Origin of the sequence: Pseudomonas sp. GM33 (assembly GCF_000282295.1) — a bacterium.
Classification (GTDB): Bacteria; Pseudomonadota; Gammaproteobacteria; order Pseudomonadales; family Pseudomonadaceae; genus Aquipseudomonas; species Aquipseudomonas laurylsulfatiphila.
The window spans coordinates 15,158-32,427 of record NZ_AKJO01000078.1; the positions used below are offsets into that span (position 1 = coordinate 15,158).

Genomic DNA, 17,270 nt, shown 5'->3' on the forward strand with positions numbered 1-17,270 from the left:
CTAGGGATTGGCGGCACTGAAGCGCTTGAGAATGTCCTGGTACATTTTGGTCCGCCGGTGATCCCGGCCATATCCGCCAGCGGCGGCGACGGTGCCGGCCTGGACGTGGTCCAGGTACTTGAAGATTTTGCCGGGGGACAGAAACACCACCTTGTAGCCGAGGCCGATCGCGCGGTCCTGCAGCTCATAACCGGGCACCCGGTCATCGATCTGGAAATGCAGACCCTGCTGCTTCATCAGCCTGCAATTCCATAGCGTGCAAAAGCTTTTCAGGTGGGTTTCGGTGTAGGGCTTCGGTTCTCTTGAACGCAGGCCCAGGGACAGTTTCAAGCGGCGCAAATGGTGCTTTGCGAAGCGTGAGGTGAAGCGCCAGACAGTCCTTGGCATCCCGCGATTGAGTTGCTCGGTGCAGCCGACCGCGATGACATTTTGGTCCCTGGTGCAGTGCTCCATCATCACCGTAAAGATGTTGGCATCGAAGACGAAAGTGTCGGTGTGCATCAGGAACAGATGGTCGGTATCGACCCTGGACAGCGCCATGTCCAGTGCCTTGCCATGGGCAATGTGGCCGGGTTCTTTGGTGGGGGCATCGCGTTCGATCAGGTTGATCCAGTCCAGTGAGCGCAGATACTCGACGCTGGCGTCCGCCGAATCGTTGTCCACCACACAGACGGGTATGCCGGCTTTGCGTGCAGGCTCACGCAAAAGGTCCAGGCAGATCCTGGTCAGATCGAGGGTTTTGTAATTCACCAGCACGATGCTGAACGGCGGTTTGGCGCTTGTATCGACACGGGCCATCTTCGAAATGCTCGACTACCTGAAAGCTTCGAAGACTAAACAGGCAACCTTAGCCCAAGCTTAATTTCACCTGGGCGGGTTGGCCGTTGGCATTCAGGCGGCCTCGATACGCCTAGGGTTTGGCCTGGTTTTTCTGCTTCTCTTCAATTTTCGCATCGACCGCAGCACGAATCTGGTCAACGCTGAAACTGGCAGGCTTCTGGCTCGGCGGGTACTCGATGAAGGTCTGCAGGAAGCGCGCCGCCTTGGCCACACCCGCGGCCATCAGGTAAGAGTTTTTCACCAGCCAGTCGTTGTACTGGTCCGAGACCAGGTCAGCCCGCTCATACGGGTCCATGCGCAGGTTGAACAGCTTCGGCACGCGCAGTGGCACGAACGGGCTGCTCCACACCGCAAAGCCACCGGGTTCGCGCTGTTCGGCGAAGACCACTTTCCAGTTTTCGAAGCGCATCGATACCAGCACGCCGTCGTCGTTGAAGTAGTAGAACTCGCGACGCTCGCCTTTAGGTTGTTGGCCGGTCAGGTACGGCAATTGGTTGTAGCCGTCCAGGTGCACCTTGAAGCTGTTGCCGCCCGAGGTCGGTGCCCAGCCCTTGAGCAACTTTTCCTTCACGTCGGTTTCGCCCGCGGCTGCCAGCAAGGTCGGGAACCAGTCCATGCCCGAGAACATCTCGTTGGACACTGCGCCCGGCTTGATCTTGCCTGGCCAGCGGAGTATCGCCGGCACGCGGTAGGCGCCTTCCCAGTTGGAGTTCTTCTCGTTACGGAACGGCGTGGTGGCTGCGTCCGGCCAGGAGAACTGGTTCGGGCCGTTGTCGGTGGTGTAGACGACAATGGTGTTGTCGGCGATCTTCAGGTCGTCGAGGGTCTTCAGCAGTTTGCCGACATCGCCGTCGTGTTCCAGCATGCCATCGGCGTAATCGTTGCCGGGCATGCCGCTCTGGCCCTTCATCGAGTCGCGTACGTGGGTGAACAGATGCATGCGCGTGGTGTTCATCCAGACGAAGAACGGCTTGTCGGCCTTGGCCTGTTTCTCGATGAAGGATTGAGCGGCAGCCGTGGTTTCGTCGTCGATGGTTTCCATGCGCTTGGCGGTCAGCGCGCCGGTGTCTTCGATCTTGCCGTCGGCGTAGCTGTGGATCACGCCGCGTGGCGTCCTGGTCTTGACGAAGTCAGGGTCATCCTTGGGCCAGTAAGGGCGCTCGGGTTCCTCTTCGGCGTTGAGGTGATAGAGGTTGCCGAAGAACTCGTCGAAACCGTGGTTGGTCGGCAGGAACTCGTCCTTGTCACCCAGGTGGTTCTTGCCGAACTGGCCGGTTGCATAACCCTGGGACTTGAGCGCCTGGGCGATGGTGATGTCGCGTTTTTGCAGGCCGATCGGCGCGCCCGGCACGCCCACCTTGGTCAGGCCGGTGCGCAGCGGTGACTGGCCGGTGATGAACGACGAGCGCCCGGCGGTGCAGCTGTTCTCCGCGTAGTAGTCGGTGAACAGCATGCCTTCGTGGGCGATGCGGTCGATGTTCGGCGTCTTGTAGCCGACCACGCCCATGGAATAGGCGCTGATGTTGGTCTGGCCGATGTCATCGCCGAAAATCACCAGAATGTTGGGTTTGTCAGCGGCATTCGCCGCCATTGCCATGACCGTTGTCGCCACCAGGGCGAGTTTCGGCAGCCACTTTTTTATGCGAGTCATCTGACTGGCTCCTTGTTGACGGGCGTCGCGCAGGGCGACCAGCGGCCATGTTCGAACGTCGTCAAAAGGTTCGCGCCACCCGTATCAGGTGGCGCTGACCTGTAGGAGCTGCCGCAGGCTGCGATCTCTTGATCTTGAAAATCAACGTCAAAAGATCGCAGCCTGCGGCAGCTCCTACAGGGAAGTGCGCCGTGTCAGATATGCAGTACCGCGCCGGTGACGCTGGCGCCGGCACCGCTGGCCAGCAGTAACAAGGGGCCGTTGAGTTCTTGCAGGCCGGCGTCCTTGCCTCGACCGGCGGCGATGACGTTGACGCGAATGCGGTGGGGTGTCAGCGACTGGGCCATGGCGCGGCTCATGCGGATCAGGCTGCTATTGGCGCGCAGGCACGGGTTCGGCTCGCTGATGGGGCGCGGCGGCGGGTCGATATTGACGATGCTGCCACCGCGTTCGGCCTTGATCATGTGCAGGCTGGTGCAATGGACGATGTGATTGTTCAAGGCAACATGCTCGCGCTCGGCGCTGTTGTTGATCAGCACATCGACGCTGCCGAATCGCGCCTGCACGGTATCCAGGGCGGCTTCGATGCTCGGTCTGCGGGCGCTGTCGAGGCTGACGACCATGACTTCGCCACCTTCCCAATGCAGGTCGGCCGCCAGTTGCTCCAACTGCGAAGGGTGCTGGCCGCCGAGGGCCACACGGGCTCCAGCGAGGCTGATCAGGCGGGCGAAATGCGCGCCCAGTCGGGTGCTGGCATCGGCCACCAGGACGGTCTTGCCGGCCATGGAAAACGGTTGCATGAGATCGCTCATGGGCGTGCCTCCGCGGTCATCGGGCGGCGGGTGACCAAGGCTCGTGGGGCCGGTATCCCGTGCGACGGAACAGGCGCGGCGCCGAGCATTTTCAACACCAGTTCCGAGTAATGGCGGATGACGGCATCAATGCTCCAGCGACCATCGGCCTGGTACCAGACGCAGGCATGGGTGAGCATGTTGAACAGGGTGCGGGCCATCAATTTGGGTTCGGCGCAGCTCAGCGAACCTTCCTTGACCCCTTGTTCCAGCAGTTCCTGCAGGGCGTTCAGATACTGACGCCGGGCTTGGCGGACCTGCTCCAGATCCTCTTCGCCGAGGCTTCTGAACTCCAGATTGCCGAGCATGGCCTCGTCCTGGTGTTCCAGGTGATAACGCACGTGGCAGGCGATGAAGGCGAGCAGTTTGATATCGGCGGTCGCGCACTTTTTGGGGCGACGCCGTGCCCACTCCCGGGACACCCCCTGGAAATACTCGAGAATCAGCTCCAGCAGCAGTTCGTTTTTGCCTTTGTAGTAGAGGTACAGCGTCGAGGCGTTGATGCCAGCTTCAGTGGCGAGCTGGCGCAGGCTCATCGAGCCGAAGCCGTTGCGCGAGATCAGTTTGATGGCGGCCAGGCGGATGTTGCTTTCAGTCATGTTCATGGGGTGGTCCTGCGGTCATCAAAACTCAAACGAAGTTGTGGCGGAGGAGCTTTTTGTGGCGAGGGAGCTTGCTCCCGTTGGGCTGCGAAGCAGGCCCATTTTTTCGGGGCCGCTTCGCGCCCCAGCGGGAGCAAGCTCCCTCGCCACAGTGGTTTTTACCTGCTGCTTATCGCTTTGTGCTTATTGCAGATTGCCGGCCACCGCGATGGTCTGCGCCGTGATGTAGTTCGACTCCGGCGAGCAGAACAGGTACACCGCATCGGCCGCTTCCTGCACGGTGCCCGGACGACCCAGCGGGTTGCGCTGGGCGAACGACTTGGCGGCTTCCGGGCTGATGCCGACACGGATGTCACGGCCTTCGATGTTCACCGTGGCGCCGGCATGGGCGTCGGCCTTGGTCATGCGGGTTTCGATGAAACCGAAGGCCACGGCATTGACGTTGACCTTGAAACGACCCCATTCGCGCGCCAGCGCACGGGTCATGCCGATTACGCCGGCCTTGGCCGAGGAGTAGTTCATCTGCCCGGCGTTGCCGTTGAGGGCCGACACCGAAGAAATGTTCACCACTTTGCGGAACACCTCGCGCTCGGCCGCCGCATCGGCCTGGGCCTGGGCCTTGATGATCGGGTAGGCCGCCCGCAGGATGCGGAAGGGCGCGGTCATGTGGCAATCGAGAATGGCGTACCACTGCTCATCGCTCATCTTCTGGATCACGTCGTCCCAGGTGTAGCCGGCGTTGTTGACGATGATGTCGATGGCGCCGAAGTTGTCCATCGCGGTCTTGACGTAGCGGTCGCCGAAGTCCGGGGCGCTGACGTTGCCGTGGCAGACGGCGGCTTCGCCACCCAGCTTGCGGATCATTTCAGCGGTCTCGTGGGCCGGGTCGGCGTCCAGGTCGTTGATGACGATGCGCGCGCCTTCGCTCGCCAGTTTCAGGGCGATCTGTTGACCGATGCCACGACCGGAACCGGTGACCAGTGCGACTTTGCCTTCGAGTTTTGCCATGGGGTGTTGCTCCTCAGTGATCAGTTTTGTTTACAGAGCGATCACGGCGTCGCCAACGATCTTGGTCTCGCCGTATTGATTGGTGGTGCGCACTTCGACCTTGATACGTTGCTCGCCGTCGACCTCGAAGCGCTCGACGACAGTGCCGGTGCAGGTGATCTGGTGACCCAGGTGAGTGATGCCGAGAAAGCGCACGCCGAACTCGCGCAACTGGCGCTGATCGACCCACTGGGTCAGCAGGCGAGCGAGGTAGGCCATCGACAGCATGCCGTGGGCGAACACGTCGGGCATGCCGGCCCGGCGCGCGTAATCGGTGTCGATGTGGATGGCGTTGTGATCACCCGACGCACCGGCGAACAGGGCCAGGGTGGTGCGGTTGATCGGCGGCAGGGCCAGTGGTGGCAGGGTGTCGCCGACGTTGATTTTTTCCAGGCTAATCGCGTTCATCAGTGTTCTCCGCTTCAGCTGTTGCGCTGCACAAGCACGCTGCGCAGGTCCGCAACGTGCTCACCGTGCTGATTGGTGACTCGGGTTTCGCGCACCACGAATTCCAGGGCGCCGCCTTTCTTGTCGTAGATGTCGGCGATGCGCACATCGAAGCGCAAGGTGTCGCCGGCATAGGCCATGCGGTGATAACGGAAGGATTCTTCGCCGTGCAAAATGCGCGCGGTGACGATGCCCAGTTCGTCACGCCAGGCGTTCGAGGGAATCTGGAACTCCAGCGAAAACAGAAAGGTCGGCGGCAGCGGCAGGTTGGGATACCCGGCATCGCGTGCGGCCTGTTCGTCAAAGTAAACCGGGTTGGTTTCACCGGTGGCCTTGGCGAAGAAGCGCAGTTGCCCGGCTTCGGCGGTCACGAGGAAAGTGGGCAGTTGTCTGCCGATGTGTTTCTTGTCGATCATCGAAATGGCTCCTTTGCTCTGCGGGCGCGTCAGTTTTTCTGGTAAACGGTGACCACGCAGGCGCCGCCCAGACCGAGGTTGTGCTGCACCGCAATGCGCGCGTCCTGCACCTGGCGTTGTTCGGCGGTGCCGCGCAGTTGGTGGGTCAGTTCAAAGCACTGGGCCAGGCCGGTGGCGCCCAGCGGGTGGCCCTTGGAGAGCAGGCCGCCGGACGGATTGGTCACCCATTTGCCGCCATAGGTGTTGTCGCCATCGTTGACCAGTCGCTCACCGCCGCCCTCAGCGCACAGGCCCAGGCCTTCATAGGTCAACAGTTCGTTCTGCGCGAAGCAGTCGTGCAGTTCGATGACGTCGATGTCCTGCGGGCCGATACCGGCCTGGTTGTAGGCGATATCCGCAGCCATGCGGGTCATGTCGAAACCGACCACGCGGATCATGTCCCTGGCGTCGTAGGTGCTCGGCAGGTCAGTGGTCAGCGCCTGGCCCGCCATCAATACGTCAGTGCGCAGGCCGTGCTTTTTCGCGAACGCTTCGGACACCACGATGGCCGCGGCAGCGCCACAGGTCGGCGGGCAGGCCATCAATCGCGTCATCACTCCTTCCCACAACATCGGGGCGGCCATGACTTCTTCGCTGCTCACCACGTTGCGGAACACTGCCAGCGGGTTATTGGCGGCGTGACGGCTGGCCTTGGCGCGGATCCTGGCGAAGGTTTCCAGTCGGGTGCCGTACTTCTGCATGTGCGCGTAGCCGGCGCCGCCGAACTGGCGGATGGCATTGGGCAGGTCAGGCATGCCGATCAGTTCGTTGGCCAGCACCAGGGCACGTTCGGTGGCCGGTGCGCGATCGGTCCAGGCGGATTTCAAGGCGCCCGGGTTCATGTGTTCGAAGCCAAACGCCAGGGCACAGTCCACCGCGCCGCTTTGTACCGCCTGGCGAGCGAGGAACAGGGCGCTGGAACCGGTGGCGCAGTTGTTGTTGACGTTGATCAGCGGAATGCCGGTCATGCCCACGCGGTACAAGGCTTTCTGGCCGCAGGTGGAGTCGCCGTAGACATAACCGGCGTAGGCCTGCTGGATGTCATTGAAATTCACACCCGAATCGGCCAGGGCCTGGCGGATCGCCTGTTCACCCATGACGTCGTAGGGCTCGTTGGTCCCCGGTTTCTTGAACTGGATCATGCCGACGCCAGCAACGAACACTTTATTGCTCATCGTTGTTTTCCTTGTTGTATGAGAGGTTCAGAGCTTGCGCGCGATCATTTCGCGCATGACTTCACTGGTGCCGCCGTAGATGCGATTGACCCGTGAGTCGACGAAAGCGCGGGCGATCGGGTACTCCATCATGTAGCCGTAGCCACCGTGCAGCTGGACCATGTCGTCGATGCATTTCCACAGGGTCTCGGTGGTGAAGAGCTTGGCGATGGCCGCTTCTTCCAGGGTCAGGCGCCGACGCATGTGCTCGCCCAGGTAGTAGTCGACCATCACCCGCATGGCGGTGGCCTGGGCCTTGATGTCGGCGAGCTTGAATTTGCTGTTCTGGAAGTCCCAGACGGTCTGGTTGAAGGCCTTGCGGTCCTTCACGTACTCGAGGGTCTGCTCCAGCAGGCGCTCCAGCTTCGCGGCGGCGGACACCGCAATCGAGAAGCGCTCCTGGGGCAGTTCGCCCATCAGGTAGGTAAAGCCCAGGCCTTCCTCGCCGAGGCGGTTGCCGACGGGCACGCGGACGTTGTCGAAGAACAGCTCGGACGTGTCGGCGGCGGCCTGGCCGACTTTCTCCAGTTTGCGCCCGCGCTTGAAACCGGCGCGGCTGGCTTCCACGGCGATCAGGCTGATGCCCTTGGCGCCGGCCGCCGGGTCGGTCTTGCACACGACAATGACCAGGTCGGCGGTCAGGCCGTTGCTGATGAAGGTCTTGCTGCCGTTGATCACGTATTCGTCGCCATCGCGCACGGCGGTGGTGCGCACGGCCTTGAGGTCGCTGCCGGTGCCGGGCTCGGTCATGGCGATGGCCAGGATGATCTCGCCCGAGCAAATGCCCGGCAGCCACTGCTGTTTCTGTTCTTCGTTACCGCAGCGATTGATGTACGGAGCGATGACGTCCGAATGCATGCCGAAGTAGGCGCCACTCACGCCGGCCCGGGCGAACTCCTCGTTGAACACCGCACAGTGACCGAAATCACCGCCACCGCCACCGTATTCGATGGGCAGGGTGATGCCGAGCAAGCCTTCGCGGCCGGCCTTGAGCCAGGTTTCGCGGTCGACCTGGCCGGCCTTGTCCCAGGCGGCCTGGCGCGGCAGGCATTCGCGTTCGAAAAAGCGCCGCACGGTGGTACGGAACATCTCATGGTCGTCGCGGAAAACGGTTCGGGCGATGTGCACGCAAGACTCCTCAAACATGGCAGGCCGGCCTTGGGCCGAGCGCTTACGCAAGGCGCGGACTGCGCCTGTGATCTGAGGGTTACGATAGGTGGGGCCCGTGGCCCGAACGCCACCCGAGCCGGGTGGCGGGGGAAAAAACAATCCATGTAGGAGCTGCCGCAGGCTGCGATCTTTTGATCTTGTTCTTAAAAAACAAAGTCAAAAGATCGCAGCCTGCGGCAGCTCCTACAGGGTTTCAGGGGTGGACGTTGCTGCCATCCTGCGATTCCAGATCTCGCACCCGCGCCACCGCTTCATCGCGGCTGTTGACGCCGAGCTTGCTGTAGATATGGCTCAGGTGCCATTTCACGGTTTCCGGCGAGAGCCCCAGGGCACGGGCGATTTTCTTGTTGGGCAGGGCCTGGGCCAGCAGGCGCACGACTTCGATTTCTCGCTCGCTCAACGGCTCGATCCCGGCCGTCAACGGTTTGCTGGTGGCCGTTGTCGCAGGTTTGGCCTTCGAGATCGCCGGGGTCGTGGCCTCGGCCGCCTGCAAGCGCTCGACATAAAACGCCAGCACCGGGTCCAGGGCTTCGCGGGCGGCAATATCGCAGATCAGTTTCAAGCCATCCGGATGGGCGTCGAGGAGGCTGCGCACCAGGCCAAAGCGTTGACCTCGGCGCAAGGCTTCGATGACTTTGATCCGTGCCCGTTCAGGGTTGCCGCGTTCGGACTCGATCACGGCACTGAGCACCAGCAGGCGCGTTGCCCCGAGTTGGCGACGATGCCGGTCGCAGGTTTCGATCAATCGTTCTATGCGATCGAAAGCCCCGTCCAGATCACCCTGGACCAGTTGCCAGCGAGCGCGGGCATTCTCGGCCAGGATGTGGATTTCCTTCAGGGCCGTGTGCCCGGCATCCGGGTGACGCGCGTCGATGGCTTCCAGGCGCGCCAGTTTGGCCTGGGCTTGTGCCGTCTCCCCGAGAATCAGCAACCAGCGCACTTGCCAGGTCAGGCAGTAGGCTTGCAGGCGCTCCAGACCCAGTTTGATCGCGTACTCATCCAGCCGCTCGACAAACGCCAGGGCTTCTTGATGGTTACCTGCCAGCCATTGCACGTTCCATAACACTTGCAGCACACGCAGGACGGAATCGGGAATCGAAATGCGTTCGAGAATGTCGATCCAGCCCGAGAGCATTTTGAACGCGGCGTCGACATCGTTGGTTTCGTACAGCACCTCACCGAGCAGCGCGGCGGAGAGATAAGTCGCGTCGGCACCGGCCTTGCCACATTGGCCGGCCTCATGCAGCACGTCGCGGTAAACCCTTTCCGCCTGAGTCATCTGGCCTTCAAGGGCCAGGCTCAAGCCAATCATGCAACGCCCCTGAAGGCTGCCCGCCGTGGTTCCCAGCAGCGGTTCGCCATTGATCAGCAGGTTCGGCCGGTCGAGTTGTACCTGCCGGGCCTTTTCATATTCGCCGCGGTGCATGTACAGCCAGGACAGGATGTTGGCGCAGGAGCCGATGGCCACGCTGTTGCTGCCCGGCGGCGGGTTGAGCAGTTGCGGCAGGACCGTCATGGCCGCGTCGGTGTCATCGCGTTGCAGGGCCAGGGAGGCGCGCAGCAGCGAGATCATGAAGTGGTCATGGACTTCGCTCTCGGGAACGTCGCGAAACAGTTGTTCGAGACTGGCGCTGCAGGCCACGAAATCCCGGGCATACAACTGCATCCGCGCCTTGAGGATGCGCAGCTTGACCCGGGCCTGTACCTGTTCGACCGGCAACAGCCGTACCAGCTCGATCAACATGCGCAGGTCGCCATGGGCGTAGAGCGCCTCGGCGTGTTGCTCCACCAGGTCGGCGGCGGCAGCCGGGTCGCCGCCCATGACCGCGTGGTGCACCGCTTCATCCAGGTGATTGTGGTCACGGAACCAGTGCCACGCCCGCACGTGCACCGCGTGTTGCTCGGCCTGGCTGCGGGAGTCGAAATACTTGAGCAGGGTTTCGCGCAACAGCGGGTGCAGGCGATACCAGGTTTCACGTTCGGCGCTGTCCACCGGGATCAGGAACAGGTTGTCCCGCTCCATGCGCGTCAGTAGCGCATTCGCTTCGGCAACCGCCTGCGGGTGGCCGCTGAGTGCGGCGCACAATGAGGCGCAGAATCGGTTGCACACGGCCATGAGCAGCAGCAGGTCGAGGTCGGTCGGCGACAGGTGAGACAGCACTTCGACTTCGAAAAACTTGGCGAAGGCTTGATCGTCCCGCAGTTGCGTGTGCACTGACGTGGCGTCCGGGGTGGCAGGCGGGCGGTTCTTTTTGCGGCTGACGGCGAGCAGTTGCAGGCCGGCGACCCAGCCATCGGTCAGCTCATGCATCATCCTGGCGTCGCGGGCATTGATCTCACCCAACTGCGCCTTGAGGAACTGTTCGGACTCGAGCGCCGTGAAGCGCAAGTCCCGCAGGTTCAGCTCGAGCACCAGTTCCTGGCTGCGCAACCGCGCCAGGGACAACGGCACGGCACTGCGCGATACCAGCGCCAGGTGCAGGTTGGCCGGGGCGTAGTCGATCAGCCATTGCAGGGCCTGGTGAATGCCCACGTCGGTCAGGTGGTGCAGGTCGTCGAGTACCAGCACCAGTTCACGGCCACGGCTGGCAATGCTACGCACCAGGGTGATGACGGTGCGCTCAACGGCTTCGCTGTCGATGCCGCGACCTTCCAGTTGAGTCGCGTCCCGCACCAGCGCCGGGTCGATTTGGCCGAGGCTCGCCAGCAGGTAGTCAAGAACACGCGTCAGTTCGTTGTCGTCCGCCGACAACGTCAGCCACGCCACATCGAATCCCAACGGCAACAGCGCCTGGCGCCAGGCGATCAGGGTCGAGGTCTTGCCGCAGCCAGCCGGCCCCTTGAGCACGATGCAGCGCAGGCGTCGGGCCTTGAGCATCTGATCCTGCAGGCGTTCGCGGGAGATCAGGCGCCCGGTGCTGCGCGGCGGAATCAGTTTGGTGCTGACGATCGGGGACTGAACCGGATTGAAGACCTGGCTGGCATGGGGGTCCGATGCATTGGACTTGCGGGGTTTATCCATGGGGCTGTCCGATTCTTTCTTGTTTTGTGAGTGCGTCGAATCTCATCGAGTGTAACCCAGAGCATGGGTGGCATGACCCTGTCTTTGGCGGCCACCACCCGATGCGGGTGGTGGTCGTCGATCAACGGATTGATCTACTGGAAGGCACAAGAATAGGAGTGCTGTGGCGCTCCGTCAGAACAGTGGAGCGTTGGCAATGGGCGTACTGAGTGGCATTCGGGTGGTGGAGTTTGAGGCAATCGGGCCGGCGCCGTTTGGCACCATGCTGTTGGCCGACATGGGCGCCGACGTGGTGCGCATCGACCGCCCGCAGAAGGCCAGTGACCTGGGGCCGAAGCTGGAAGGCAAGCGTGCCGATATTACCGGGCGCAATCGGCGTTCGGTCACCCTCGACTTGAAGCGCCCGGACAGTGTCGCCGCTGCGCTGGAACTGATCGAACGTGCCGATGTGGTGATTGAAGGGTTTCGCCCCGGCACGATGGAGCGCCTGGGTCTTGGCCCTGACATCGCGCTCGAACGCAATCCGCGCCTGGTTTACGCGCGGATGACCGGTTGGGGCCAGACCGGCCCGATGGCCGACCGCGCCGGGCATGACCTGAACTACATCGCCTTGTCAGGTGTGTTGTCGAGCATCGGCCCGGCCGGTGGGCGACCGGTGCCGCCGCTGAACCTGGTGGGCGATTACGGCGGTGGCGGCATGCTGCTGGCGATGGGCGTGCTGGCGGCGCTGGTCAACGTGCAGCGCGGCGGCGCCGGCCAGGTGGTCGACGCGGCCATGACCGAAGGTGCTGCGCAGCTGGGCTCGGTGATCTGGGGCTTGCTCGCCGGCGGGCACTGGACAGAACAGCGCGGCAGCAACCTGCTCGACGGTGGCGCGCCCTGGTACGACACCTACGAAACCCGCGACGGCCAGTACATGGCAATCGGGCCGATCGAGTCGCGCTTCTATGCGCAGATGCTGGAAATCCTCGGACTGTCCAACGCCGACTTGCCCAATCAGCACGACCGGGCTGGCTGGCCGCGGCTGCGTGAGGTCTTCACCGCTGCGTTCCTGGGCCGCACCCGCGAGCAGTGGGTGGCAGCGTTCGAAGGCAGCGACGCTTGCGTTGCACCGGTGCTGGGGCTTGTCGAAGCCGCCCGACATCCCCATGGCGTTGCCCGTGGCAGCTTCATCGAGGTCGACGGGGTGGTGCAGCCGGTCCCGGCTCCGCGTTTTCTTGGCACGCCATCGGCGCAACCGCAACCCGCTCCCGAGCGTGGCGAACACGGCGGCGACGCACTGCGCGACTGGGGCTTCGACACGCCGGCCATTGAGCGCTTGCGCGCGCTGGGTCTGGGATGGCGCGCCTGAGCGCGTTCTCCCCGAAAAAACATAAAGATCCGTGCAGCGCAGGAGTCACCCATGGCCATTCAGTTCAAGATCATCGATCACGTGGCACTTGTCACGCTCGATGCGCAACAGTCGAACAACGCGCTGACCCTCAGCGATTTGATGCACCTGCGCAAGACCCTGGGCGCCTGCCAGGATGACGAACAGGTGCGGGTCATCGTCCTGACCGGTGCCGGCGAACGTGCATTTTGCAGCGGTGCGAGCCACAAGGAGTCGCTGCTGGCCGCTTCGGGGTTCGTCGCCGGCACCCTCAAGAGTCGCGAAACCGAAGCCGAGGAGGGTGGCTACAGCCGACTGTTCGACCTCAGCGACCTGGACATCTGGAAACCGGTGGTTGCCGCCATCAATGGTGCCTGCCTGGGAGGCGGTCTTGAGCTGGCGCTGCAATGCGATCTGCGCATCGCTTCGTGCGGCGCTACCTTCGGCTTGCCTGAAGTATGCGACGCGACCATTCCAGCGGCCGGCGGCGTGCAGTACCTGCTGCGTGCGATCCCGGCGGCACACGCGATGAAAATGGCCCTGACCGGGGAGTCGATCGGCGCGCAGGAGGCTTTGGACATCGGTTTGATCATAGAGCTGCTGCCCCAGGACCGTCTGCTGCCGGCGGCGCTGGATCTGGCCGGGCGCATTGCCGCCAATGGCCCGCTGGCAGTGCAGTCGATCAAGCGCCTGGCCTTGCAGACCGCCCACCTCGCACCCCGGGATTTCGTCACCCAGGCCCATCTGCACTGGGGGTTGCTGCGCGACAGCGAAGATCACGCCGAAGGGCGCATGGCCCAGGCCGAGCAGCGTTCACCGAAGTACACCGGCACCTGACGCAACAGGCAAGCGCCGCATTCGTCCTGACCTGACAACAATAATTCACAGGAGAACCCCATGTATTTGACCCAAGGCCTGCACCGTGTGTTGCAGCAACGTCCCCATGCCGTGGCGACGGTCTTTCGCGACCGCCGCCGCACCTATGCCGAACTGGCCGAGCGGGTGGCTCGTCTGGCCGGGGCGTTGCAGCAACTGGGGATGCAGACCGGCGACCGCGTCGGCCTGCTGGGCCTGAACTCCGACCGATTCCTTGAGTATTTCCTGGCGACCTGGTGGGGCGGTGGCGTGGTCAACCCGGTGAATATTCGCTGGAGCGTGCCGGAAATCGTCTACTCGCTGGACGACTGTGACACGCGCATCCTGCTGATCGACGACACCTTCCTGCCCATGGCCGAAGACATCGCCGGCAGCGCCAAGGTACGACCATTGCTGATTCACATCGGCGACGGGCCATTGCCCGAAGGCATGCTGTCCTATGAGCAACTGATTCGTGAAGCTACGCCGGTGGACGACGCCTTTCGCGGCGGTGATGACCTGGCGAGCATCATGTACACCGGCGGCACGACCGGCCGGCCGAAGGGCGTGATGCAGTCGCACATGAACCTGTGGACCGCTGCCGTGGCCCGTGCGGCCGATGTGCCGGTGCCGGCGGATGCCCTGACCCTGCACATCGCGCCGATGTTCCACCTGGCGGCGCTGTCGCGGGTCATCCTGATCTCGCTGCTCGGTCTGCCGAGCATTTTCGTCCCGGCCTTCGATGCCCTGGACGTGATGCGTACCATCGAGCGCGAGCGCATCACCGACATCCTGATCGTGCCGACCATGCTTCAGGCATTGATCATGCACCCGGAATTCGCCAGACATGACCTGAGCTGCCTGCGCAGTCTCACCTACGGCGCCTCGCCGATTGCCGTGCCCTTGCTCGAACTGGCGCTCAAGGCGTTGCCCAATGTCGAGTTCACCCAAGGGTACGGCATGACCGAAGCGGCGCCGCCGATCAGCGCCAACGGTCCGGAAAACCACAGCGCCGAAGGCATTGCCAATGGTCGCCTGCGCTCGGCCGGGCGGCCAGGGCTGGGCGTTACGGTGCGCATCGTCGACGAACACGACAACGAGGTGCCGCGCGGCACGGTCGGCGAAGTGCTGGTCCGTGGCCCGAACATCATGCTCGGCTACTGGAACAAACCCGAAGAAACCGCCCAGGCCCTGCGTGGCGGCTGGATGCACACCGGCGACGGCGCCTACATGGACGACGACGGCTATATCTACATCGTCGACCGCTTCAAGGACATGATCGTCAGCGGTGGCGAAAACGTTTATTCGGGTGAAGTCGAAAGCGCGATTTCCAGTCACCCGGCCGTCGCCGCCTGCGCAGTGATCGGCATTCCCTGCGTGCAGTGGGGCGAAGCGGTGCATGCTGTGATCGTGCTCAAGCCCGATCACGAAGCCGCGGGAGCCGCGATCATCGAGCATTGCCGGCGGCAGATCGCGGGCTACAAGACGCCGAAGTCGGTCGAGTTCCGCACCGCGTTGCCGCTGTCCGGCGCAGGGAAGGTGCTCAAGCGCGATCTGCGCGAACCGTTTTGGGCCGGCAAGGATCGGGGTGTCAGTTGATGCCGCAAGTGAACGGTGGCGCATTGATTCCCGAGGGCTTCTGCGCGCTGGAACAACGCTCGGGTTTTTTGCGCTGTTGCGGCGACTTTTATGTGCATGAAACGCTGCCGATCCTGGCGGTGCGCCTCGAACCCCAGCATCTCAATTACGTGCGCATCGCCCACGGCGGCTTTCTCGCCACGGTGGCGGACAGCGCGTTCGGCGTCATTTTGCGGCGCCTTTCGGTGTCGCAGTCGGTGGCGGTGACGGTCAACCTGAACGTCGATTACCTCGGTCCGGTGCGCGAAGGAGACTGGCTGGAGGCGCATGTGCAAGTGCTCAAGAGCGGCGGCACCTTCATCAGCGCCAGCTGCCTGTTGAAGGTCGGCGAGCGCCTGGTGTTGCGGGCCAACGGTGTCTTCACCCCCTGGAAGGGCCAGACGTCATGTACATGACCCAATGCCTGCAACGCACGTTGCAACAGAACCCGGATCAGCTCGCGACGGTTTTCGGTGATCGCCGTCGGACCTATCGCCAGTTTGGCGACCGCGTCGCTCGCCTGGCGGGTGCCTTGCAGAGTCTGGGCATGGCGGCCGGCGATCGGGTCGGCATGCTGGCGCTCAACTCCGACCGCTACCTGGAATACATCATGGGCGTGTGGTGGAGCGGCGGGGTGCTCAACCCGGTGAACATCCGCTGGAGCGTGCCGGAGATCGTCTATTCGCTGGACGATTGCAGTACCGGCATCCTTATCGTCGACGAACACTTTGCACCACTGGCCGAGAAGATCCGCATCAGTGCCCGCCATGCGCCACGGTTTATCTATGCAGGCGAGGGCGAAGTGCCGGTGGGCATGCTGGGTTTCGAGCAACTGATTGCCCAGGCCACGCCGGTCGAAGACGCCGGGCGGGGTGGTGAAGACCTTGCCTGCATCATGTACACCGGCGGAACCACCGGCTTTCCCAAGGGCGTGATGCAGTCGCACTTGAACCTGTGGTCGGCGTGCATGCCGCGCATGGTCGACATGCCGCCTATCCGTGACGGTCGACTGTTGCACGTGGCGCCGCTGTTCCATGTCGCCGGCATGGCTCGGGCACTGATTCAGTTCATGGCCGGTGAAAGCCATGTGCTGCTGTCGAGTTTCGACGCGGCCCAAGTGCTGCAGGTGATCGAGCGGGAACGGATCACCGAGACGCTGCTGGTGCCGACCATGATCCTGGCGCTGCTGGCCCATCCGGACTTCGATCGCCATGACCTCGGTAGCCTGAAACGCCTGACCTACGGTGCGTCACCCAGCGCTGGCGAAATGGTGGAGCAGGTATTGGCCCGGCTTCCGGATCTCGAGCTTTCTCATTCCTACGGGCTCACCGAAGCCTGCCCGGTGGTGTCGAGCAATCTGCCGTGCAATCACACGCCGCAGGCACGCAAGAGTGGTCTGTCGCGTTCGGTCGGGCGCGGCGGGTTGGGGGTCAACGTGAAAATCGTCGACCCGCAAGGTCAGGAAGTTGCGCGTGGCACGGTGGGCGAGATCATCGTGCGCGGGCCGAACATCATGCAGGGTTACTGGAACAAGCCCGAGGAAACGGCCAGGGCATTGCGAGATGGCTGGTTGTACACCGGCGATGCCGCGTGGATGGATGAGCAGGGCTACCTGTTCATCGTCGACCGCTTGAAGGACATGATCGTCAGCGGTGGCGAAAATGTTTACTCGGCGGAAGTCGAAAACGTCCTGGCGCGGCACCCGGCCGTGGCGCTGTGCGCGGTGATCGGCGTTGCCCATGAACAGTGGGGCGAGGCGGTGCACGCGGTGGTGGTGCGCAAGCCCGGTGCCCAGGTCGATGCCGAGCAATTACGCAGGTACTGCCGCGAGTTCATCGCACCCTACAAATGCCCGAAAACCGTTGAGTTCCGCGACGAACTGCCGCTCTCGGCCGCTGGCAAAGTCCTCAAGCGCGAACTGCGCCAATAACCCACCTAACTTCACCACCAAGACCCTGTGGGAGCGGGCTTGCTCGCGAAGGCGGACCCACATTCAAGATGTGCGTCGACTGACACACTGCTTTCGCGAGCAAGCCCGCTCCCACAGGGGGCCGTTTTGCATCCCCGAACTTCACTGTTCAACCACCTTCAATTCGCTACCCGATCCGGGTGGCTTCACGACCCACCCCC

At 63.0% G+C, this 17,270-nt stretch carries 14 protein-coding genes and 1 pseudogene; 5 read left to right on the forward strand and 10 right to left on the reverse strand.

All coding sequences use genetic code 11. The features are described 5' to 3' along the window. The 10 genes from PMI26_RS16610 to PMI26_RS16565 form a co-directional block, all read right to left on the reverse strand. The gene (locus tag PMI26_RS16610; RefSeq protein WP_007974168.1) at window positions 1-798 is read right to left on the reverse strand and encodes a glycosyltransferase family 2 protein; all 798 of its coding nucleotides are present in this window, start codon (window positions 796-798) and stop codon (window positions 1-3) included. Between the two features lie 112 nt (window positions 799-910). Beyond that, on the reverse strand, window positions 911-2,491 hold the full coding sequence (locus PMI26_RS16605; RefSeq protein WP_007974179.1) for an arylsulfatase: 1,581 nt from the start codon (window positions 2,489-2,491) through the stop codon (window positions 911-913). 194 nt (window positions 2,492-2,685) lie between these two features. Beyond that, window positions 2,686-3,303, reverse strand: coding sequence for an SDR family NAD(P)-dependent oxidoreductase (locus PMI26_RS16600; protein WP_007974182.1), 618 nt, complete (start codon window positions 3,301-3,303; stop codon window positions 2,686-2,688). Beyond that, entirely contained in the window at window positions 3,300-3,947 is a 648-nt protein-coding gene (locus PMI26_RS16595) for a TetR/AcrR family transcriptional regulator (protein ID WP_007974183.1), read from the reverse strand. The genes PMI26_RS16600 and PMI26_RS16595 overlap by 4 nt, the downstream gene beginning before the upstream one ends. Before the next feature lie 180 nt (window positions 3,948-4,127). After that, window positions 4,128-4,952 (reverse strand): SDR family NAD(P)-dependent oxidoreductase, encoded by an 825-nt coding sequence (locus PMI26_RS16590; protein WP_007974186.1) that lies wholly within the window; start codon window positions 4,950-4,952, stop codon window positions 4,128-4,130. A gap of 30 nt (window positions 4,953-4,982) precedes the next feature. Beyond that, complete coding sequence (locus PMI26_RS16585; protein ID WP_007974188.1) at window positions 4,983-5,399, reverse strand: MaoC family dehydratase; 417 nt, start codon at window positions 5,397-5,399, stop codon at window positions 4,983-4,985. 14 nt (window positions 5,400-5,413) lie between these two features. Beyond that, window positions 5,414-5,854: a MaoC family dehydratase N-terminal domain-containing protein gene (locus PMI26_RS16580; protein ID WP_007974190.1), complete on the reverse strand. Its 441-nt coding sequence runs from the start codon at window positions 5,852-5,854 to the stop codon at window positions 5,414-5,416. Window positions 5,855-5,883: 29 nt separating this feature from the next. Next, on the reverse strand, window positions 5,884-7,068 hold the full coding sequence (locus tag PMI26_RS16575) for a lipid-transfer protein (RefSeq protein ID WP_007974192.1): 1,185 nt from the start codon (window positions 7,066-7,068) through the stop codon (window positions 5,884-5,886). A gap of 27 nt (window positions 7,069-7,095) precedes the next feature. Further along, window positions 7,096-8,253 carry an acyl-CoA dehydrogenase family protein gene (locus PMI26_RS16570; protein ID WP_007974193.1) on the reverse strand — a complete coding sequence of 386 codons (1,158 nt, stop codon included), beginning with the start codon at window positions 8,251-8,253 and terminating at the stop codon, window positions 7,096-7,098. A gap of 217 nt (window positions 8,254-8,470) precedes the next feature. Then, a complete protein-coding gene (locus PMI26_RS16565; RefSeq protein WP_007974194.1) occupies window positions 8,471-11,299 on the reverse strand; it encodes a LuxR C-terminal-related transcriptional regulator in 2,829 nt (942 codons plus the stop codon). 196 nt (window positions 11,300-11,495) lie between these two features. On the opposite strand from PMI26_RS16565, the gene PMI26_RS16560 reads away from it, so the two are divergent. The 5 genes and pseudogenes from PMI26_RS16560 to PMI26_RS16540 all read left to right on the forward strand — a co-directional run bounded on the left by PMI26_RS16560 (window position 11,496) and on the right by PMI26_RS16540 (window position 17,070). Beyond that, complete coding sequence (locus PMI26_RS16560; RefSeq protein ID WP_007974195.1) at window positions 11,496-12,650, forward strand: CaiB/BaiF CoA transferase family protein; 1,155 nt, start codon at window positions 11,496-11,498, stop codon at window positions 12,648-12,650. A gap of 51 nt (window positions 12,651-12,701) precedes the next feature. After that, complete coding sequence (locus PMI26_RS16555; RefSeq protein WP_007974196.1) at window positions 12,702-13,505, forward strand: enoyl-CoA hydratase/isomerase family protein; 804 nt, start codon at window positions 12,702-12,704, stop codon at window positions 13,503-13,505. A gap of 57 nt (window positions 13,506-13,562) precedes the next feature. Beyond that, window positions 13,563-15,122: pseudogene (locus tag PMI26_RS16550) on the forward strand (acyl-CoA synthetase); the annotation flags it as partial. Continuing rightward, complete coding sequence (locus PMI26_RS16545; RefSeq protein ID WP_007974198.1) at window positions 15,122-15,556, forward strand: PaaI family thioesterase; 435 nt, start codon at window positions 15,122-15,124, stop codon at window positions 15,554-15,556. The pseudogene PMI26_RS16550 and the gene PMI26_RS16545, both read left to right, overlap by 1 nt. Continuing rightward, complete coding sequence (locus PMI26_RS16540; RefSeq protein WP_007974199.1) at window positions 15,547-17,070, forward strand: long-chain-fatty-acid--CoA ligase; 1,524 nt, start codon at window positions 15,547-15,549, stop codon at window positions 17,068-17,070. Before PMI26_RS16545 ends, PMI26_RS16540 begins: the two co-directional genes overlap by 10 nt. Window positions 17,071-17,270 lie beyond the last annotated feature (200 nt).